This is a genomic window from Streptomyces sp. 4N509B, assembly GCF_052245655.1.
Classification (GTDB): Bacteria; Actinomycetota; Actinomycetes; order Streptomycetales; family Streptomycetaceae; genus Streptomyces.
This window is the reverse complement of the sequence record NZ_JBQQBZ010000051.1, coordinates 1-18,883: the sequence shown is the minus strand read 5'-3', so window position 1 is coordinate 18,883 and position 18,883 is coordinate 1. Positions and strand designations below refer to the sequence as shown.

Annotated in this window: 20 protein-coding genes; 17 read left to right on the top strand and 3 right to left on the bottom strand. The window is 74.5% G+C overall.

The window, feature by feature from the left end; all coding sequences use genetic code 11:
* Positions 1-25: 25 nt before the first annotated feature.
* Positions 26-469 (bottom strand): MarR family winged helix-turn-helix transcriptional regulator, encoded by a 444-nt coding sequence (locus ACTWP5_RS29620; RefSeq protein ID WP_443224257.1) that lies wholly within the window; start codon positions 467-469, stop codon positions 26-28.
* A 220-nt stretch (positions 470-689) separates the two neighbouring features.
* On the opposite strand from ACTWP5_RS29620, the gene ACTWP5_RS29615 reads away from it, so the two are divergent.
* Genes ACTWP5_RS29615 through ACTWP5_RS29575 form a run of 9 tightly spaced genes read left to right on the top strand, consistent with a single transcriptional unit; the run spans position 690 to position 9,249 of the window.
* Positions 690-1,877 (top strand): ABC transporter substrate-binding protein, encoded by a 1,188-nt coding sequence (locus ACTWP5_RS29615; RefSeq protein ID WP_443224244.1) that lies wholly within the window; start codon positions 690-692, stop codon positions 1,875-1,877.
* A gap of 55 nt (positions 1,878-1,932) precedes the next feature.
* The gene (locus ACTWP5_RS29610) at positions 1,933-2,727 is read left to right on the top strand and encodes an ABC transporter ATP-binding protein (RefSeq protein WP_443224243.1); all 795 of its coding nucleotides are present in this window, start codon (positions 1,933-1,935) and stop codon (positions 2,725-2,727) included.
* Entirely contained in the window at positions 2,724-3,527 is an 804-nt protein-coding gene (locus tag ACTWP5_RS29605) for an ABC transporter ATP-binding protein (protein ID WP_443224242.1), read from the top strand. The genes ACTWP5_RS29610 and ACTWP5_RS29605 overlap by 4 nt, the downstream gene beginning before the upstream one ends.
* The gene (locus ACTWP5_RS29600) at positions 3,524-4,378 is read left to right on the top strand and encodes a branched-chain amino acid ABC transporter permease (RefSeq protein ID WP_443224241.1); all 855 of its coding nucleotides are present in this window, start codon (positions 3,524-3,526) and stop codon (positions 4,376-4,378) included. The genes ACTWP5_RS29605 and ACTWP5_RS29600 overlap by 4 nt, the downstream gene beginning before the upstream one ends.
* The gene (locus ACTWP5_RS29595) at positions 4,375-5,379 is read left to right on the top strand and encodes a branched-chain amino acid ABC transporter permease (protein ID WP_443224240.1); all 1,005 of its coding nucleotides are present in this window, start codon (positions 4,375-4,377) and stop codon (positions 5,377-5,379) included. Before ACTWP5_RS29600 ends, ACTWP5_RS29595 begins: the two co-directional genes overlap by 4 nt.
* Positions 5,380-5,383: 4 nt before the next feature.
* Entirely contained in the window at positions 5,384-6,319 is a 936-nt protein-coding gene (locus ACTWP5_RS29590; RefSeq protein WP_443224239.1) for an SDR family NAD(P)-dependent oxidoreductase, read from the top strand.
* Positions 6,319-7,230 (top strand): amidohydrolase family protein, encoded by a 912-nt coding sequence (locus ACTWP5_RS29585; RefSeq protein WP_443224238.1) that lies wholly within the window; start codon positions 6,319-6,321, stop codon positions 7,228-7,230. The genes ACTWP5_RS29590 and ACTWP5_RS29585 overlap by 1 nt, the downstream gene beginning before the upstream one ends.
* A 25-nt stretch (positions 7,231-7,255) precedes the next feature.
* Positions 7,256-8,761: an acyl-CoA synthetase gene (locus ACTWP5_RS29580; RefSeq protein ID WP_443224237.1), complete on the top strand. Its 1,506-nt coding sequence runs from the start codon at positions 7,256-7,258 to the stop codon at positions 8,759-8,761.
* 32 nt (positions 8,762-8,793) lie between these two features.
* Positions 8,794-9,249 carry a MaoC family dehydratase gene (locus ACTWP5_RS29575; protein WP_443224236.1) on the top strand — a complete coding sequence of 152 codons (456 nt, stop codon included), beginning with the start codon at positions 8,794-8,796 and terminating at the stop codon, positions 9,247-9,249.
* Positions 9,250-9,376: 127 nt separating this feature from the next.
* Here ACTWP5_RS29575 and ACTWP5_RS29570 read toward each other — a convergent pair whose 3' ends face one another.
* Positions 9,377-10,315: an extracellular catalytic domain type 1 short-chain-length polyhydroxyalkanoate depolymerase gene (locus ACTWP5_RS29570; protein WP_443224235.1), complete on the bottom strand. Its 939-nt coding sequence runs from the start codon at positions 10,313-10,315 to the stop codon at positions 9,377-9,379.
* A 94-nt stretch (positions 10,316-10,409) separates the two neighbouring features.
* Positions 10,410-11,246 carry a PaaX family transcriptional regulator gene (locus tag ACTWP5_RS29565; RefSeq protein ID WP_443224234.1) on the bottom strand — a complete coding sequence of 279 codons (837 nt, stop codon included), beginning with the start codon at positions 11,244-11,246 and terminating at the stop codon, positions 10,410-10,412.
* Between the two features lie 169 nt (positions 11,247-11,415).
* Between ACTWP5_RS29565 and ACTWP5_RS29560 the strand changes: the two genes are divergently transcribed.
* From ACTWP5_RS29560 to ACTWP5_RS29525, 8 genes are all read left to right on the top strand, one after another.
* Positions 11,416-12,585 (top strand): 4-hydroxybenzoate 3-monooxygenase, encoded by a 1,170-nt coding sequence (locus ACTWP5_RS29560; protein WP_443224233.1) that lies wholly within the window; start codon positions 11,416-11,418, stop codon positions 12,583-12,585.
* Between the two features lie 8 nt (positions 12,586-12,593).
* Positions 12,594-13,406 (top strand): CoA transferase subunit A, encoded by an 813-nt coding sequence (locus tag ACTWP5_RS29555; RefSeq protein ID WP_443224232.1) that lies wholly within the window; start codon positions 12,594-12,596, stop codon positions 13,404-13,406.
* Positions 13,406-14,074, top strand: a complete 669-nt coding sequence (locus tag ACTWP5_RS29550; protein ID WP_443224231.1) for a 3-oxoacid CoA-transferase subunit B — start codon at positions 13,406-13,408, stop codon at positions 14,072-14,074. Before ACTWP5_RS29555 ends, ACTWP5_RS29550 begins: the two co-directional genes overlap by 1 nt.
* Positions 14,071-15,318 (top strand): thiolase family protein, encoded by a 1,248-nt coding sequence (locus ACTWP5_RS29545; RefSeq protein WP_443224230.1) that lies wholly within the window; start codon positions 14,071-14,073, stop codon positions 15,316-15,318. Before ACTWP5_RS29550 ends, ACTWP5_RS29545 begins: the two co-directional genes overlap by 4 nt.
* A 108-nt stretch (positions 15,319-15,426) precedes the next feature.
* Positions 15,427-16,194, top strand: coding sequence for a protocatechuate 3,4-dioxygenase subunit beta (gene pcaH, locus ACTWP5_RS29540; protein WP_443224229.1), 768 nt, complete (start codon positions 15,427-15,429; stop codon positions 16,192-16,194).
* Positions 16,191-16,823, top strand: a complete 633-nt coding sequence (gene pcaG, locus ACTWP5_RS29535) for a protocatechuate 3,4-dioxygenase subunit alpha (RefSeq protein WP_443224228.1) — start codon at positions 16,191-16,193, stop codon at positions 16,821-16,823. Before pcaH ends, pcaG begins: the two co-directional genes overlap by 4 nt.
* The gene (gene pcaB, locus ACTWP5_RS29530; protein WP_443224227.1) at positions 16,820-18,217 is read left to right on the top strand and encodes a 3-carboxy-cis,cis-muconate cycloisomerase; all 1,398 of its coding nucleotides are present in this window, start codon (positions 16,820-16,822) and stop codon (positions 18,215-18,217) included. Before pcaG ends, pcaB begins: the two co-directional genes overlap by 4 nt.
* Before the next feature lie 15 nt (positions 18,218-18,232).
* The coding region (locus ACTWP5_RS29525) for an alpha/beta fold hydrolase (RefSeq protein WP_443224226.1) at positions 18,233-18,883 on the top strand (651 nt) is incomplete at its 3' end.

The window sequence follows — 18,883 nt, the reverse complement described above, 5'->3', positions numbered from 1 at the left end:
GTGCCGCGTGGCGGCTCACGGGTCGTCAGCGTCCGCCGTCGGGCGCCCCCGGCTTCGGGGCGGCGATCCGCAGCAGCAGGTGGTGCAACGTCCGGCGTTCCTGTTGCTCCAGGGGGTCGAGCAGTTCGTCGGTGACGCGCCGTGCGGCGGCGTCGCTGTCGCGCAGGAAGGCCGAGCCGGCCTCGGTCAGGACGACGACGCGGTTGCGTCGGTCCGAGGGATCGGGCTGCCTGACCGCCAGGTCCTGCCGCTCCAGGTCGTCGACCAGGCTGACGATCGCGCTCGGGTCGTACCCCAGGTGGACGCTCAACTCGCGCTGGAGCGCCCCGGGCACGGTGGACAGGTACCGCATCAGCGCGTAGTGGCGCAGGCGCAGACCCGACTCCTGGAGCGTCGCGTTGAACAGCTGTCCCGCGCGCAGGCCGAGCCGGTAGAGGACGTATCCGGTGTCGGAGTGGAGCGAACGCATCCAGGGCTCGTCGGAGTCGACGGCGCCGTGGGCGTGCTCCCGGGCTCCGCCGCCCGGTCGTGCGGTGGCGATGACTGCCTCCTGCTGATGGTGGTTCGTGCGAGTGACCAGCATGCCTCAGGAGAGGTGTCAGCGACAACTATTGACATCAACAATGATTGTCCTAGTCTTCCATCACGGCTCGTGTCACGCGGCCGTAACCCCGTCCTCGGGAGGTCCCGTGCGTGCTGCAATTCCCGTCGCCGCGCTCACCGCCTGCCTGGCACTCACCGTCTCCGCCTGCGGGAGCGGTTCCGGCACCGGCGACGACGGACCGATCAAGATCGGCATGATCACCGAGCTCAGCGGGCCGCTCCAGACCCTGGGCACGGAGGGGCGCAAGGCGGCCGAACTGGCGGTCGAGCAGATCAACGAAGCCGGCGGCGTCGACGGCAGGCCGCTGGAGCTCCTGGTGAGCGACGCCCGGGGCAGACCCGAGCAGTCGGTGCTGGCGTTCAACGACTTCGAGGACGAGGGCGTGGCCGCGGTGCTCGGCTCGCCGTCCTCGCTCGTCGCCAGCGGCACGCTGCCCTCGGTCGACCGCGCGGAGATCCCCTATCTCTCCCTCACGCCGGTCGACGCCCAGGTCACCGAGGACCACCCGTACGTCTTCGTCATCCCCGCGCTCGCCTCCGACTACGCCGAGGCGCTGCTGCGCCACTACCAGGCGCAGGGCGTCACCAGGCTGGCGGTCGCCCACGACACCGAGACGACCTATCCGCTCGCGGGCAACGAGGCGATGCGGCGGATGGCCGGCGACCACGGCATCGAGATCGTGGCGACCGAGGAGATCCAGGGCGACGCCGAGGACTACAGCCAGGTCTTCACACGGGTGCGGGACACCGGCGCCCAGGCCCTGGTCGTGTGGCTGACCGGCGGAGGCGCGGTGACCCTCGTCAAGCAGTACGACGCCGCCGGGCTCGACATCCCGATCGCCTTCACCGGCTCGCAGGCCAGCGAGCTGTGGCTGGACCCGGCGGGTCAGGCCGCCGAGGGCACGACGGTGGCCAGCGCGATCGGCGTCGTGGGCGACCACCTGCCCGAGGGGGAGCTGAGGCGGGTGATCGACGGTATGGCCGTGCCCTTCGAGGAGAGGCACGGCTACGAACCGCCGCAGTTCGCACAGGACGGCTACGCGGGCGTCATGGTGCTCGCCGCGGCGCTGGAAGAGGCGGGCGGCACCGAGCCCGAGGAGATCCGACGGGCGTTGGAGGGGCTGACCCTGACCACGCCCAACGGCACCTACCACTACAGCGCCGACGACCGCTCGGGCCTGTCCCCCGACTACATCTCCGTCAACACCGTGGTCGACGGCGAGCTCGTGCCGACCGAGCGGTCACTGCGCGAGATGGAACGGGTGGCCCGGTGAGCCGCCCGGCCGCCGCGGCGCACGCGGAGGACCGCGACGCGAACCGGGAGGCGCCGTGAGCGGGCCCCTGCTGGAGGCGGCCGGCCTGACGCGCGCGTTCGGCGGCGTCCTCGCCGTGGACGGGGTGGACCTGGCCGTCGAGCGCGGCACGACGCTCGGCGTCATCGGGCCCAACGGAGCGGGGAAGTCGACCCTGTTCCACCTGATCAGCGGTCACCTGAGGGCCGACGGCGGCACGCTCCGCCTCGGGGACCGCCGCGTCGAGCGGCTGTCGCCCCAGGCACGGGCCCGCCTGGGCGTCGCCATCGTCTTCCAGGGTGCCCGCGTCTTCCACGGCATGACGGTCGTCGAGAACGTCATGGTCGGCGCCCACGCGACGACCGGCGCGGGCTTCGTGGCGGCCGCGCTGCGCCTGCCCAGGCACCGCCGCGAGGAACGCTCGATCGCCGCGCGCGCACGGGAGGCTGTGCGCCGGGTGGGCCTGGCCGAGTGGGCGGACCACCCCGCCGAGCAGCTCCCGCTGGGCCGGCAGCGGGCCGTGCAGCTCGCGCGTGCCCTGTGCGGGCGGCCACGGCTCCTGCTGCTGGACGAGCCGGCCTCCGGGCTGCGCGCCGCCGAGCGGGAACGGCTCGCCGAGCTGATCGAGGACCTTCGCTCCGAGGGCGTGACCATGGTGCTCGTCGAACACGACGTCGGCCTGGTGGGGCGCCTGGCCGACCGCGTCACCGTCCTCGACCTCGGTCGCGTCATCGCCGAGGGAACGCCGGAGGCGATCCGCGCCGACCCGGCGGTCGTGCGCGCGTACCTGGGAACGGCTCCGCCGCCGGCGCACGTGGACGGCCCGGCGTGAGCGCCCCCGCCGCGCGCTCGGCTCCCGCCGTCGTCGAGGTGCGCGACCTCGTCGTCCGGCACGGCGCCGCCACCGCCCTGGACCGCGTGTCCCTGCGCGTCGCGCCCGGCGAGATGGTGGCCCTGATCGGGCCCAACGGCGCCGGGAAGTCGACGCTGGTCAACACCCTGTCCGGCATCCACACCCCCGCCTCGGGCACCGTCTCGGTGCGCGGCCGGCTGGCTCACGTGCCGGAGGGCCGGCAGATGTTCGGCGACCTCACCGTCGAGGACAACCTCCGCCTCGGCGCCTGGCGGCTGCCCGCCCGCAACCGGCGCGCGGCCCGCGACACGGCCTGGATCTACGCGATGCTGCCCGAGCTCACGCGGCTGCGGCAGCGGCGGGCGGGGAGCCTGTCCGGCGGCGAGCAGCAGATGGTCGCCGTGGGCCGGGCCCTGATGGGCCGGCCCGACGTCATCGCGATCGACGAGCTGTCCATGGGCCTCGCGCCCCTCGTCGTCACGGGCCTGGCGCGCCAACTGTCCCGCCTCAACGAGGAACACGGCACCGCCGTGCTGCTCATCGAGCAGAACGCCCGGCTGGCGCTGGACCTGTGCCCTCGGGCCTACGTCCTCGAAGCGGGCCTGGTCACCGCGGCCGGCAGCAGCGCCGAACTGTCGGCGAGCCCGGAGGTGGCCCGCGCCTACCTCGGCGACCCGGCCTCCCCACGTGCCTCCGCCCCACGCGCCTCCACCCCCCACACCTCCGCCCCACGGGACAAGGCCCGCCCGGACGAGGCCGCGGCCGGGGAGGCGCCGTGAGCGACTTCGTGGTCTACCTCCTGACCGGCCTCGGCACCGGCTGCGGCATCGCCCTGGTCGGCAGCGGCATGGTGCTGATCCACCGGGTGACCCGCGTGGTGAACTTCGCCCAGGGCACGTTCGCCGTCATCGGTGCGTTCACCGCGATCTCCCTGCTCGACGCCGGTGTGCCGCACGGCGCCGCCGAGTTCCTCGGCATCGTCACCGCCACGGCCGTCGGGCTGCTGACGGGCCTGATCGCCATCGGCCGCCCGGGCACCTCGCCCCAGTCCGCGCTCATCGTCACCCTCGGGGTGAGCGTGCTGGCGTACGCCGTCGAGGTGTTGGTCTGGGGTGACCAGGGCCGCTCCGCGGAGGGGCTGCCCGGCACCGTCACCGTGCTGGGCGCCCGCGTGCAGCAGCACTACCTGCTCATCATCGCGGTCACCGCGGTGCTGTTCGTCGCCCTGGCCGTCCTGCTGAACCGGACGGACACCGGCAGAGCTCTGTCGGCCTGCTCCTCCAACCCGTACGCCGCGCGGATCGTCGGCATCCCCGTCACCCGGATGGGCCTTCTCGCCTTCTCGCTCGGCGGCGGCCTCGGCGGTCTGGCGGGCGTGCTGCTGATGCCGACGCGCTCGATGTCGTTCGACTCCGACGTCTCCCTCATCATCAACGGCTTCGCCGCGGCGATCGTCGGCTCCCTGCACCACATCGGCCGCACCCTCGCCGGGGCCCTGCTGCTCGGCGTGACCCAGGCGATGGTCGCCGGTTACGGCTACGCCCCGTACCAGACCGTGGTCGCGCTCGGCCTGATCCTCGCGCTGCTGCTGTGGCAGTCCGCCCGCACCCCGGAAGGGAGGCTCGCATGAGTGCCGCCGGCCGGATGCTGGCCGTCGTCGTGATCGCCACGCTCGCGCTGCCGCCGCTTCTCGACAGCGGCCAGCTGTCGGTGTTCGTGCTGCTGGGCCTGTCGGCGATGGTCGCCGTCGGCCTGACCCTGCTCATGGGGTACGCCGGCCAGGTGTCCATCGGCCAGGCCTCGTTCTACGCCGCCGGCGCCTACGCGGCCGCCCTGTTGAGCACCCACGGCGTGCCGCCCCTCCTGGCGCTGGCCGCCGCGCCCGTCGCCGCCGCGGCCTGTGCCGCCCTGGTCGGCGGGCCGCTGCTGCGGCTGCGGGGCCACCACCTGGCCTTCGCCACCATCGCCACCCAGCTCATCCTGATCTCCCTGCTGGGCGAGTGGGAGTGGGCCGGCGGGTCGGTCGGCGTGGCGGGCATACCGCTGCTGTCGGCCGGCGGCTTCGAGTTCGGCGAGGACATCCACTACGCGTACCTGACCGGGACGGCCCTGGCCGTCATCCTCCTCCTCGCCCACAACCTCACGACGTCCCGGGTGGGGCGCGCGCTGCGGGCGCTGGCGACCAGCGAGACCGCGGCCAGCGCCAGCGGGGTGCCCGTGGCCCGCTACAAGCTCGTCGTCTTCACGCTGGCGGCCGCGTTCGCCGGCCTCGCCGGGGGCGTCTACGCCTTCTACATCGGCTACATCGCCCCCCACTCGTTTCCCGTGCTGCTGTCCGTCGAGTTCCTCGTGATGGTCGTCGTCGGGGGCCTGGGCAGCCTGTGGGGTGCGCTCCTGGGCGCCTGCGCGATCACGCTGCTCGTCCAACTGCTCAACGACCTCGCCACCATGCCCGGCATGCCCGCCACCGCGCCCAGCATCCTCAGCTACGCCGTCTACGCGACGCTGCTCGTCCTCGTCGTCCTGTTCCTGCCCCGGGGGATCGTCTCCGTTCCTCTTCGGCCCGCCCTCGGGCGCCTTCCGCACCGCGCGCCTCGCGCGTCCCGTGCGTCAAGCGAACCAAGGAGTTGACACCATGTCCGCCTCCCCTCCTCCGCCCGCCGTCGACCTGGGCGGCCGCGTGGCCGTCGTCACCGGCGCCGGCCGTGGCCTGGGCAGGGCCTACGCCCAGGCCCTCGCCGCGGCCGGAGCCCGCGTCGTCGTCAACGACGTCGACGCGGACGCCGCCGAGGAGACGGTCGCGCTCGTCGGCGCGGCGGGCGGCCGGGCCGTCGCCGAACCGGTCGCGGTCGGCCCGACCGAGGCCGCCGAGCGCCTGGTGACCCGCGCCGTCGAGGAGTTCGGGCGGCTGGACGTCCTGGTCGCCAACGCGGGCGTGCTGCGCGACAGGATGCTGTGGAAGATGACCGACGAGGACTTCGACACGGTGGTCGCCGTCCACCTCCGGGGCACCTTCACCTGTGGCCGCGCGGCGGCCGTCCGCATGCGCGAGCAGGGCGAGGGCGGCAGCATCATCCTGGTCGGCTCCCCCGCCGGGCAGCGCGGCAACGTCGGCCAGACGAACTACGCCGCGGCGAAGGCGGGCATCGCGGCGATGGCCCGCACCTGGTCGATGGAGCTGGCCCGGGCCCGCATCACCGTCAACGCGGTGATCCCGGTGGCCGCGACGGCGATGACCGAGCGGATCCCGGCGTTCGCCCCGTACGTCGAGGCCCTGCGCCACGGCCTCCCGCTCCCCGACTCCCTGCGCGCCGGCGAGGGCTTCGGCGCGGTCGAGGACTGCGCCGCCCTGGTGGCCTTCCTCGCCTCCGACGCCGCCCGCGACGTCACCGGTCAGTGCGTCGGCATCGGCGGCGACCGGCTCAGCCTCTGGTCCCACCCGCAGGAGGTCCGGACCGCGTACGCCGGCGGCGGCTGGACCCCCGAGGCCCTCGCCACCTCCTGGCACACCTCGGTCGGCGCCGAACCGCAGAGCGTCGGCATCCCCGCTCCGAAGACGCCGGAGGCGTGATGGCCGGCCCGCTGCGCGTCGACGACCTGGTCGCCATCGACGTGCACACCCACGCCGAAATCTCCTCCAGGACCGGCCGCGGTTCACTCGACGAGCGCCTGAACCAGGCCTCGTCCGCCTACTTCGGGGTGACCGGCGCGCGGCAGCCGACGCTGGAGGAGATCGCCGCCTACTACCGGGAGCGGAGGATGGCGGCCGTCGTGTTCCCCGTGGACGCGGAGCACGCCCTGGGCATCGAACCGGTGCCCAACGAGGAGGTCGCCGAGGCCGCCGCGCGCCACGCGGACGTGCTGCTCCCCTTCGCCTCGATCGACCCGTTCCGCGGCAGGGCGGGGGTCCGGCGGGCCCGCCGCCTGGTCGAGGAGCACGGCGTCAGGGGCTTCAAGTTCCACCCCAGCCTCCAGGGCTTCCGCCCCAACGACCGGGCGCTCGCCTACGCGCTGTACGAGGTGATCGAGGAGACGGGGACCATCGCGCTGTTCCACACCGGGCAGACCGGGATCGGGGCCGGTCTGCCCGGCGGGGGCGGCATCCGCCTGAAGTACTCCAACCCCCTGTACGTCGACGACGTCGCCGCCGACTTCCCCCACCTGAAGATCATCCTGGCTCACCCGTCCTTTCCGTGGCAGGACGAGGCGCTCGCGGTGGCGACCCACAAGCCGGGGGTGCACATCGACCTCTCCGGCTGGTCGCCGCGGTACTTTCCCCCCCAACTCGTGCGGTACGCCAACACCCTGCTGAAGGACAAGGTCCTCTTCGGCTCGGACTACCCCGTGCTGACTCCCGACCGCTGGCTCGCCGACTTCGCCGAGCTCGACATCCGGGACGACGTCAGGCCGAGGATCCTCAAGGACAACGCGGCCCGGCTCCTCGGCCTCGTCCCCCCGTCACTCCCCCAGCCGCCCCGCTAGCCGTTCCCGAAGGGAGGACGCGACGATGCGCGACGAAGGACTCGGGTCCTGGCCGGCGCGGCGCGCGCGCATGACCCCCCACCGCGCCGCCCTGCTGCACCGGGGCGGGTCCCTCAGCTACGCCGCGTTGCACGAGCGGGCCACCCGCCTGGCCCACGGCCTGCGCGCCCTCGGCGTCGGGCGCGGCGAGCGCGTGGCCTACCTGGGACCGAACCACCCCGCCTTCCTGGAGACGCTCTTCGCCGTCGGCGCGCTGGGCGCGGTGTTCGTTCCGCTCAACTCCCGCCTGACGGCCTCGGAGACCGCGTTCCAGCTGACGGACTGCGGCGCGCGGGCGCTGGTGTTCGCGCCCTCCCACGCCGGGCTGGTGGCGGAACTGCCCGGCCTGGGGGTCGACGTGCCGGTGCGCGTGGCGGTGGGCTCCGGGTACGAGGAGCTGGTGGCGACGTCCCCCGCGCGGCCGTTGGACGAGCCGGTGGGGCTGGACGACCCGTGCCTGATCATCTACACCTCGGGGACCACGGGCGCGCCGAAGGGCGCCGTCCTCACCCACGGCAACCTCACCTGGAACGCCGTCAACGTCCTCGTCGACCTCGACCTGGCGGCGGACGAGCGGGCCCTGGTCGCCGCCCCGCTGTTCCACGCCGCGGGCCTGGGCATGCTGGCCCTGCCCGTGCTGCTCAAGGGCGGTACCTGCGTGCTCCTCGAACGCTTCGACGCCGCGGAGGTCCTCGCGGTGGTGGCGGCGCGACGGATCACCTTCGTCTTCGGCGTGCCCACCATGTTCGACCTGATGGCCCGCGATCCCGGCTGGCCGGCGGCCGACCTCTCCTCGCTGCGCACGCTCACCTGCGGCGGCGCGCCCGTCCCCACCTCCCTCCTCGCGACCTACCAGGAGCGTGGGCTCGTCCTCCAGCAGGGCTACGGCATGACCGAGGCCGCGCCCGGCGTGCTGCTCGTCGGCCGGGAGCACGCGGTCACCAAGGCGGGCTCGGCGGGCGTCCCCCACTTCTTCACCGACGTGCGCGTCGTGCGGCCCGACCTCACTCCGGTGCGGGCCGGCGAGGCGGGGGAACTGCTGGTCAGCGGCCCGAACGTGATGCCCGGCTACTGGCGGGCGCCGGAGGCGTCCGCGGCCTGCCTGGCCGACGGCTGGTTCCGCAGCGGCGACGCGGCCCGCGTCGACGAGGACGGCCACGTCCACATCGTCGACCGTGTCAAGGACATGATCATCTCGGGGGGCGAGAACGTCTATCCCGCCGAGATCGAGAACCTGCTGCTCGACCACCCGGACATCGTCGAGTGCGCCGTGATCGGCACGCCCGACGAACGGTGGGGGGAGGTGCCCCGCGCGGTCGTCGTGCTCCGGGAGGGCGCCTCGCTCGACGCCGGGGCGGTGCTCGCCCGGCTGTCGGGCCGCCTGGCCCGCTACAAGATCCCCAAGTCCGTCGTCATCGCCGAGACGCTCCCGCGCACCGCCAGCGGCAAGGTCGTCAAGCCGTTGGTCCGCGAGCTGTACGGCACGCCGTGAACGAGAGCCCGAACCAGGAAGGGACACCGCGCATGAGCCTCACCGTCAACGGACTGGACGAACTCCGGCGCCTCGCCGGACACCACCTCGGGGCCAGCGCGTGGGTCCGGGTCAGCCAGGGTCGGATCAACACCTTCGCCGACGCCACCGACGATCACCAGTGGATCCACACGGAGCCGGAGCGGGCCAAGGACGGGCCGTTCGGGGTGCCCGTGGCGCACGGGTTCCTCACCCTCTCCCTGTTCATCCCCCTGTTCTCGGAACTGCTGGAGGTCAGGGGCGTCACCACGAAGGTCAACTACGGGCTGAACAGGGTTCGTTTCCCCGCGCCCGTCCCCGTCGAGTCCCGTCTCAGGCTCGTCGCCGACCTCGCCTCCGTGGAGGACGTGCCGGGCGGGGTCCAGCTCGCCGTGGACGGCTCGATCGAGATCGAGGGCGGCCAGAAGCCGGCGGCCGTGCTCCAGAGCCTCACCCGCTTCTACGCCTAGCCTCCGCTCGGTGCGGGGCGGGAACGGCGGGAAGGGCGGGAACGGCGGGAGGCGGAGAGGGAGGGCCCGGCGCCGACGCCCCACCTTCGTGGCACCGGCGCCGAGCCCTGGACTCGACGCGACCGCGTCAGCCTCCGTCGATACCGAAGAAGGCGACGGCCGCCGCGGCCATGCCGCTCATGGGCAGGGTGTGGCCCGCGCCCTGGACGGCGATGGACTCGACCTGCACGGTGCCGGCGGCGTCAGCGAAGTTCTGCCGCTGCCAGCCGGCCTGGGGCTGGTCGGTGGAGGTCGGGGTCTGGCTCAGACCGTGGACGTTGGTCCACTGCTCCATCTCCTCCTGGAGCAGCTGGAACGGGATGAGGGTGTCGTTGGTGCCGTGCCACAGCTGCACCCGGGGGCGGGTGCCGTTGAAGCCGGGGTAGGCCTGCCGGACGGCGTCGCCCCACGCCTGCGGCGTCTGGTTCTTGCTGCCGTTGACGCACTGGCTGGACCAGGGCGGGAAGTCGGCCTCGTTGAGGAAACAGGTGAAGGGCACGCCCATGAACACCGAGCCGGCGGCGAAGACGTCGGGGTAGAGGGCGAGCAGGGCGTTGGTCTCCATGCCGCCGGAGGAGCTACCGGTGACGTAGGTACGGGCCGTGTCGCCGCCGTACTGCTGGTGGGCGTAGCTGACCATCGAGGCGATGGAGACGGGGTCGCTGCCGCCACCGCGGGTCTTGGACTCGGGCGACCACACGTCGAAGCAGGTGCCGAAGGCCGTCTGCTGGGTCGCGGTCGGGTAGATGACGATGAAGCCGTACTGGTCGGCCAGCGCGTTGAACCCGCTGGACTGCGCGAAGCCGGGGCCGTTACCGCCGCAGCCGTGCATGGCGACCACGACGGGCGGGCTCTCCTGCGGGGAGTCGGGGACGTAGACGTGCATGCGCGCGCCGCCGGGGTTGTCGCCGAAGTTGGTGATCTCGACCAGCTCGGCGGCGTGTGCCGTCGAGGGCAGGGCGAGGGCGGCGACGGTGATCAGTAAGGTGCTGGCGATCGCGGCGAGCGCGGCTCTCACTCGCGTCATTGCTGCCTCCTTGTCGAATGCCCCCGAGCAAAAGCTAGGCATGCTTCTGACGGTCGTCAAGGATGCGACTAATATTGGGAGGAAGCCTCGCCCCTCACGCGAGCTCGATGGTCGCCAGCTGTTCCGCCGCCTGGTCGCGCGAGGGTCCGAGCAGTCGGCCCTGCAGGGCACGGAAGCACTCCTGGGCCCGCACCCCCGGCCAGTCCGTGGGCAGCAGGGCCGCCGGCAGCCGCGGATCCTGACGTATCAACAGCAGCCACTCGGCCGTCAGGCGGGTCCTCAGGGACAACGCGTCCAGCTCGCCGCCCACCTCCCCCGACCAGCGGGAGTGGAAGGCCCGGTAGTCGGCGGCGAGGGCGGGGAGGTCCCACGCCTCACGGACGATCCTGGCCGGATCACTCCAGCCGACCGCCTCCGCCCGGAAGACCTCGGCGTGGTCCAGCAGGTTCAGCCCGGACAGGATCTGGCCGACGTCCGCCTCCCGCGGCGACACCCACACCCCGCTGCGCAGCGGCGCGAAGCCCACCCAGCCCAACTGCCGCCGCAGCGCGTGCCGGTCCGCCCGCCGCGCCTCGGGCACCGAGAACGCCAGGAGTGTCCAGCGGCCGTCCCACGCGCGGTCCACGACCTCGGTCCCCAGGCGGGCGAGGCCGTCGCGCAGCACCTCGGCCCCACGGGGCGGCAGGGCGAGAAACACCTGGCGGCCCCGGCGCACCGAACGCAGCAGGTCGCGGCGCATCATGCGGGCCAGGCTCGTGCGCGTCGCGTGCTCCGTCACCCCCAGCCGGCCCAGCACCGCGATCACGCTTCCCGTCGAGACGGCCACCCGCCGCCCCAACACGTGATCGCCGAACAGCACCAGCAGCAGTGTCTCGGGCCGCACGACCAACCGGCCGTTCGGCTGGCCGCCCTCATCGCCTACCACGCTCATGGCACCAGCAGACCACACGCGAACGGCCGGACAGGCCCCGGCCTTGCCGTCGAGCCACCGGGGGGTGGTTGACATGTTCCGCACCACGGGCGAGACTGCCCCTGGCTATGTGAATTTTCCTTCACTAGGCGAACGTGAGGTGGGCGTGGGGCAACCCGTCAGGACACGCGTGGGCATCGTCGGTGCCGGACCCGCCGGGCTGTTGCTGGCCCGACAGCTACACGCCAGCGGCATCGACTGCGTGGTCCTGGAGAGCCGCGACCGGAGCTACGTCGAGCGGCGCCAGCGCGCCGGCATCCTCGAACAGAGCACCGTCGACGCCCTCCGCTCGGTGGGCGCGGCCGACCGTCTGGAGCGGGAGGCCCTCCCCCACGACGGGATCGAACTCCGTTTCTCCCGCCGCTCCTTCCGCCTCGACTTCCCCTCGCTGACCGGCGGTCGCCGGGTGTGGGTCTACGCCCAGACCGAGATGGTCAAAGACCTCGTCGCCCTCCAGCTGAAGGAGGGCCCGCCGCTGCTGTTCGAGGCGCGGGCGCTGGCCGTCGAGGGCGCGAACACCGACAACCCCGTCATCCGCTACACGCGCTCCGGCCGGGAGCACACCCTGAGCTGCGACTGGGTCGTGGGCTGCGACGGCTACCACGGCGTGACGCGACACGGGCTGCCGCGAGGAGTGCTCAGGACCTACGAACGCGGCCACCCCTACGCCTGGTTGGGCGTCCTCGCCGAGGCACCGCCGGCGTACGAGGAGCTGGTCTACGCGCACTCCGAGCGGGGCTTCGCGCTGGCCAGCATGCGCTCCCCGCAGGTGAGCCGGCTCTATCTGCAGGTCCCCAACGGCACGGACCCCGAGGACTGGCCCGACGACCGCGTCTGGGACGAGCTCGACGCCCGCCTCGCCCCCCACGGCGGCTGGCGGCTTCACCGCGGCCCCATCACCGCCAGGTCGGTGCTGCCGATGCGCAGTTCGGTCACCGAGCCGATGGCCCACGGCCGCGTCTTCCTCGCCGGCGACGCCGCCCACATCGTGCCGCCGACCGGCGCCAAGGGCCTGAACCTGGCCGCCGCGGACGTGACGGTCCTCGGCCGGGCCTTCTCCCACCTCAACGTCACGGGCTCGACTCGGCTCCTCGACACGTACTCCGCCACCTGTCTGCGCCGCGTCTGGCGCGCGGAACACTTCTCGAACCTCATGACCTCGCTGCTGCACCGGGACCCGGACCAGTCGGCGTTCGCCACACGGTTGCAGCTGGCCCAGCTGGAGCGCCTCGCCACCTCCCCCCACGCCGCCGCGGAGTTCGCGGCGCAGTACACGGGCCTTCCGGTGGAAGCGGAGTGAGCACGGCCATGGACAAGACGGTCGAGTCGGCCGCCGCGGCGGTCGCGGACATCGGGGACGGCGCGTCGCTGGCCGTCGGCGGCTTCGGGCTCAGCGGCGTGCCGAACGTGCTCATCCGCGCCGTGTTCGACGGCGGTCCGGCCGGTCTGCACGTCGTCTCCAACAACTGCGGCGCGATGGACTCCGGTCTCTCCGTGCTCCTGGCCGCCGGCCGCATCGCCCGGGTCACCGGCAGCTACATCGGCAACAACCAGGAGTTCCGCCGCCAGTACCTGGCCGGCGAGGTGGAGCTGGAGCTGATCCCCCAGGGCACGCTCGCCGAGCGGCTGCGCGCCGGCGGGGCCGGCATCCCCGCGTTCTACACGCCGGCGGGCGTCGGCACCCAGGTCGCCGAGGGCGGCCTGCCCTGGCGTCACACCGCGGACGGCGGCGTGGCGGTGGCCTCCCCGCGCAGGGAGGTCCGCTCGTTCGACGGCGTCGAGTACGTGTTGGAGCGCGGCATCAGGTGCGACTTCGCCCTGGTGCGGGCCGCCCGCGGCGACCGCCACGGCAACCTCGTCTTCGCGAGGTCGGCCCGCAACTTCAACCCGCTGGCCTCCATGGCCGGCCGCGTCACCATCGCCGAGGTGGAGGAGCTGGTCGAGCCCGGTGGGATCGACCCCGACCACGTCCACACGCCGGGCGTGTTCGTCCAGCGCGTCGTGGCCCTCGACCCCTGTCAGGCGGCCGACAAGCAGATCGAGATCCGCACCGTGCGCGCCGACCCCGTGCCTGCCCCGGCCACGGGGAGGGCCCCGGGCGAGAGGGAGGCGCCGAGCTGATGCCCTGGACCCGTCGGCAGATGGCCGCCCGCGCCGCCCGCGAGCTGCGCGACGGCGAGTACGTCAACCTGGGCATCGGCCTGCCCACCCTCATCCCGGACCACCTCCCGGAGGGGATCACGGTGGTGCTGCACTCGGAGAACGGCATCCTCGGCACCGGCCCCTACCCGACCGAGGACGAACTCGACCCGGACCTGACCAACGCCGGGAAGGAGACCGTCACGGTCCTGCCCGGGGCGGCGTTCTTCGACTCGGCGCTGTCGTTCGGGATGATCCGCGGCGGGCACATCGACACCGCGGTGCTCGGGGCCATGCAGGTCTCCGCGGCGGGCGACCTGGCCAACTGGGCGGTGCCGGGCCGGCTGGTGACCGGCATCGGCGGGGCCATGGACCTCGTCCACGGCGCCCGCCGCGTCATCGCGACCATGACGCACACCACGAGCGAGGGTGAGCCCAAGCTCGTCCATGAGTGCACCCTGCCGCTGACCGGCCGCGCCTGCGTCGACCGGGTCATCACCGACCTCGGCGTCCTGGACGTCACCCGCGAGGGGCTGCTGCTCGCCGAGCTCGCACCCGACGTCACCGTCGCCCAGGTCGTCTCCCGGACCGCCGCCCCGCTCCGCGTCGCGGCGGGGCTCGCAGGACGTGGCGAGGGGGAGGGCGGATGACGGGGCGACACGTCCGCGAGGTGTACGTGGTCGACGCCGTGCGCACCCCGTTCGGCCGGTACGGCGGCGTGCTCGCGGCCGTCCGTCCCGACGACCTGGCCGCCCACGTGCTGCGTGCCCTCCTGGACCGCAGCCCCGGCCTGGACCCGGAGCTGATCGGCGACGTCCACCTGGGCAACGCCAACGGGGCCGGCGAGGAGAACCGCAACGTGGCCCGCATGGCCGCGCTGCTCGCGGGCCTGCCCGTCACCGTCCCCGGCGCCACCGTCAACCGGTTGTGCGCCTCCGGTCTCGAAGCCGTCGTCCAGGCCGCCCGTGCCATCGCGCTCGGCGACGCCCGCGTCGCCCTGGCCGGCGGCGTCGAGTCCATGTCGCGGGCGCCGTACGTGCTGCCCAAGCCCGAGCGCGCCTTTCCGACCCACGACGCGGGCCTGTACTCCACCACCCTCGGCTGGCGCATGGTCAATCCGCGCATGAGCCCGGAGTGGACGGTTCCGCTCGGCGAGGGCGCCGAGCTGGTCGCGGAGAAGCACGCCATCAGCCGCGAGCGGCAGGACGCGTACGCGCTCGCCTCCCACGAGAAGGCCGCGGCGGCGCACGACGCCGGCCGCTTCGCCCCCGAGATCGCGCCCGTGCCCCTCCCCCGGAGCGGGCCGGGAACGGGCCCGCGACCGGGGACCGGGGCGGAGGGGGCGACCGCGGACGCCGACGAGTGCGTGCGGCGCGACACCTCGCTGGCCGCCCTCGCCCGTCTGACGCCCAGCTTCCGCCCCTCCGGCGGCACGGTCACCGCCGGCAACGCCTCCCCGCTCAACGACGGCGCGGCGGCGCTCGTCCTCGCCGACGCGGCAGGCGTCGCGGCCATCGGCCGCGAGCCGCTGGCCCGCGTCTCCGCCTGGGCCGTCACCGCCTGCGACCCCCGGTACTACGGCCTCGGTCCCGTGGCGGCCGTCACCCGCGCCCTGCGACGCGCCGGCCGCGACTTCGCCGACCTGACCGTCCTGGAACTGAACGAGGCGTTCGCCGCCCAGGTCCTCGGCTGTCTCGCCGAGTGGCCCGAGCTCGACCCGGCCGTGCTCAACCCCCTCGGCGGGGCCATCGCCCTCGGCCATCCGCTCGGCGCCTCCGGAGCCCGCCTCGCCGGCACGGTGGCCCACCAGCTCGCCGCCGCGGGCTCGGGCGTCGGCGTGGCCGCCCTCTGCGTCGGCGTCGGCCAGGGCCTGGCCCTGGTGCTCGAACGCTGACGCCCGACGGGCCCCGGGAGAGCGGACGCGAGCCGAGGAGAGCGGACCCAGCAGAGCCGAGGAGCCGAGAAGTCGAGAAGCCGAGGCGCCGAAGAGAGGAGCCGAGCCGTGGCACTCACCCAGCACGACATCGACCGCGAGATACGCGAGGCGGCGGCGGCCCGCGAGAAGCGGCCCTCACACCCGTACCATCCCGACCGCGCCTACGCCCCGTACCGCTCCACCGCCGCGCGCCACCCCCGGCAGCCGCTCGTGGCCGTCGCCGCGGCGCGCCACCCGGAGGCCGTGGAGCTGACCTCCCCGGCCTTCGGGGAGAGCGACGTCACCGAGCACGACAACGACCTGACGCTCCAGCACCCCGGCGCCCCGCTGGGCGAACGCATCACCGTCCAGGGACGGCTGCTGGACCGCGACGGCCGCCCCGTGCGCCACCAGCTCGTCGAGGTGTGGCAGGCCAACGCGGCCGGCCGCTACGCCCACCAGCGCGACCAGCACCCCGCGCCGCTCGACCCCCACTTCACCGGCGTCGGCCGCACTCTCACCGACGACCGGGGACGCTGGCGGTTCACCACCATCAGGCCGGGCGCCTACCCCTGGCGCAACCACACCAACGCCTGGCGCCCGGCCCACATCCACTTCTCCGTCTTCGGCACCGCCCTCACCCAGCGACTGGTGACACAGATGTACTTCCCGGGCGACCCGCTGCTGGCCCACGACCCCGTCGCCCAGTCCGTCACCGACCCCGTCGCCCGCCAACGCCTGGTCGCCACCTACGACCACACCCTCTCGCGCCCCGAGCACAGCCTCGGCTACCGCTGGGACATCGTCCTCGACGGCCCCACAGCCACCTGGACCGAGGAGGGGCACACCCGATGACGACCGCCCCGGACACCACCTCGGACACGGCCCCGGACCCCGCCGCCGGGACGCCGCCCGGCCCTACGCCCTCGCAGACCGTCGGGCCCTTCCACGGACACGCGCTGCCCTTCCCCGGCGGCCCCGACGTCGCCCCCGCCGGCCACCCCGACGCCGTCACCGTCGCGGGGCACGTCTACGACGGCCACGGCGCGCCCGTCCCCGACGCGCTGCTGGAGGTCTGGGGGCCCGACCCGGCCGGCCGCGTCGCCACCACGACCGGCTCGCTGCGCCGCGACGAGACCACCGGCGGCTTCCTGGGCCGCAGCCCCGCGGTCTTCACCGGCTTCGGCCGCGTCGCCACCGACCGGGAGGGCCACTGGGCCGTCCGTACCCTGCGGCCCGGCGCGCGCGGCCCGGCCGCCCCGCACCTCAGCGTCTGCGTCTTCGCGCGTGGTCTGCTCCGCCACCTCCACACCCGCCTCTACCTCCCCGAGGACGCCGCCGCGCACGCCGACGACCCGCTGCTGGCCGCGCTGCCGCCGCGGCGGCGCGCGACGCTCGTCGCGGCGCCGGGAGACCTCGGCTGCTACCGCTTCGACATCCACCTCCAGGGCGAGGCCGAGACCGTCTTCCTGGAGTTCCGGTGACCCGCGACCCCGTCCCGCACGGCGACGTCGGGCTCCTCGGCCCCGGCCACGCGGGGACGGCCGTGGCCGCCGCCACGGGGGACGCGGCGGTCCTGCGGGCCCTGCTCGACGCCGAGGCGGCCCTCACCCGCGCCCTCGCCGCGTGCGGCCAGGCTCCGTCCGCCGCGGCACGGGCCGTCACCGCCGTGGCGGCCGACGCCGGCCGCTTCGACGCCCGGGACCTGGCGTTGCGCGCCCGAGGCGGCGGCAACCCCGTGATCCCGCTGGTGGCCGACCTCACCGCGGCCGTCGCCGAGCGGGACCCGGCCGCCGCCGCGTACGTGCACCGCGGCGCCACCAGCCAGGACGTCCTCGACACCGCGCTGATGCTCGTGGCCCGCCGCGCCACGGCCCTGGTCCTCGCCGACCTGGCCGACTCGGAGGCGGCCCTGGCCCGGCTGGCCCTCGACCACCGCGAGACCGTCATGCCCGGCCGCACCCTGACCCAGCACGCCGTGCCCACCACCTTCGGCCTCAGGGCCGCGGGCTGGCGCTGGCTCGTCCTCGACGCCCGCGACCGTCTCACGGCCGTCCGTGACACGCTGCCCGCCCAACTCGGTGGCGCCGCCGGCACCCTCAGCGCGTTCGACGCGTACGCGGGTGCGGACGCGTACGCGGGTGGGGAGGCCGGGGCGGGGACCGCCGGCGGTGCCGGGCTGCCGGTCGTGGCCGCCTTCGCCGCCGACCTCGGACTGGCCGAGCCCACGCTGCCCTGGCACGCGCTGCGCACCCCCGTCGCCGACCTGGCCGGCGCCCTCGCCTTCACCACCGGCGCGCTCGGCAAGATCGCCGCCGACGTCCTCGTGCTCACCCGCACCGAGATCGCCGAGGTGGCCGAGGCCGGCGGCGGCGCGTCGTCCGCGATGCCGCACAAGGCCAACCCGGTCCACGCCACCCTGGTCGCCGCGGCGGCCCGCCGCGCCCCGGCCCTGGCCGGCACGCTCTACGGGAGCCTGACCGCCGAGGACGAACGCCCGGCGGGCGCCTGGCACGCGGAGTGGGAGCCGTTGCGCGAGCTGCTCCGGCTGGCCGGGGCGGGGGCCCACCACACCGCCACGCTCCTCGCGGACCTGCGGGTCGACCCCGCCGCCATGCGCGCGCACCTGCGCCTGACGGGCGGCGCGATCGCCTCCGAGCAGGTGGCCGCCGCGCTGGCCGACCGCCTGGGCCGTGCCCGCGCCCGGGAGCTGCTGGCCGCCGCGGCGCGGGAGGCCGGCGAGCGGGGCCGCACGCTGGCCGCCGTCCTCGCCGACACACCCGAGCTCGCGGGCCTGGACCTCGGGCGCCTCCTCGACCCGTCCCGCGGCACGGGCGCCGCGACGGCGCTCACCGACCGCGCCCTCGAACGCCCCTGACGTGGAAGGACGACCATGGCCGCGCCTCTCCTGCTCCACCACACCGCCGAGGGCCCCGCATGCGCGCCTCCCCTGATCCTCGGCACCTCCCTCGGGACGTCCACCGCGCTGTGGGACCAGCTCGCCCCCGAACTGTCCAGCGCCTGGCGGGTCGTCCGCTGGGACCTGCCCGGCCACGGCCGCTCCTCCCCCCGGCTCCTCGCGCCGGGCGCCTCCGTCGCCGACCTCGCCGGCCGCGTCCTGGACCTGGCCGACCACCTCGGCCTGGACCGCTTCTCCTACGCCGGTGTCTCCCTCGGCGGCGCCGTCGGCCTGTGGCTGGCCGCCCGCCACCCCGAACGCGTCGAGCGCCTCGCCGTCGTGTCCTGCGCCGCCCGCTTCCCCGACCCCGCCGGCTGGCGTGAGCGCGCCGCCCTGGTCCGCCGCGAGGGCACCGCCCCGGTCGCCGCGTCGGCCGCCGAGCGGTGGTTCACCGCCGGCTTCACGCATCCGGGTCTGCTGGCGGATCTGCGCGCCGCCGAGCCCGCGGCGTACGCGGCGTGCTGCGACGCCCTGGCCACCTACGACCTGCGGGAGGAGCTGCCGACGATCGCCGCGCCCACGCTCGTCCTGGTCGGCCGCGCCGACCCCGTCACCCCGCCGTCCCATGTCCGCCTCCTCGCCGAC

Excerpts from the sequence above, each read along its gene's own strand:
- ACTWP5_RS29620 (WP_443224257.1), bottom strand. The coding sequence starts at position 469 with ATGCGTTCGCTCCACTCCGACACCGGATACGTCCTCTACCGGCTCGGC.
- ACTWP5_RS29595 (WP_443224240.1), top strand. The coding sequence starts at position 4,375 with ATGAGTGCCGCCGGCCGGATGCTGGCCGTCGTCGTGATCGCCACGCTC.
- ACTWP5_RS29590 (WP_443224239.1), top strand. The coding sequence starts at position 5,384 with ATGTCCGCCTCCCCTCCTCCGCCCGCCGTCGACCTGGGCGGCCGCGTG.
- ACTWP5_RS29585 (WP_443224238.1), top strand. The coding sequence starts at position 6,319 with ATGGCCGGCCCGCTGCGCGTCGACGACCTGGTCGCCATCGACGTGCAC.
- ACTWP5_RS29580 (WP_443224237.1), top strand. The coding sequence starts at position 7,256 with ATGCGCGACGAAGGACTCGGGTCCTGGCCGGCGCGGCGCGCGCGCATG.
- ACTWP5_RS29575 (WP_443224236.1), top strand. The coding sequence starts at position 8,794 with ATGAGCCTCACCGTCAACGGACTGGACGAACTCCGGCGCCTCGCCGGA.
- ACTWP5_RS29570 (WP_443224235.1), bottom strand. The coding sequence starts at position 10,315 with ATGACGCGAGTGAGAGCCGCGCTCGCCGCGATCGCCAGCACCTTACTG.
- ACTWP5_RS29565 (WP_443224234.1), bottom strand. The coding sequence starts at position 11,246 with ATGAGCGTGGTAGGCGATGAGGGCGGCCAGCCGAACGGCCGGTTGGTC.
- ACTWP5_RS29555 (WP_443224232.1), top strand. The coding sequence starts at position 12,594 with ATGGACAAGACGGTCGAGTCGGCCGCCGCGGCGGTCGCGGACATCGGG.
- ACTWP5_RS29550 (WP_443224231.1), top strand. The coding sequence starts at position 13,406 with ATGCCCTGGACCCGTCGGCAGATGGCCGCCCGCGCCGCCCGCGAGCTG.
- ACTWP5_RS29545 (WP_443224230.1), top strand. The coding sequence starts at position 14,071 with ATGACGGGGCGACACGTCCGCGAGGTGTACGTGGTCGACGCCGTGCGC.
- pcaG (WP_443224228.1), top strand. The coding sequence starts at position 16,191 with ATGACGACCGCCCCGGACACCACCTCGGACACGGCCCCGGACCCCGCC.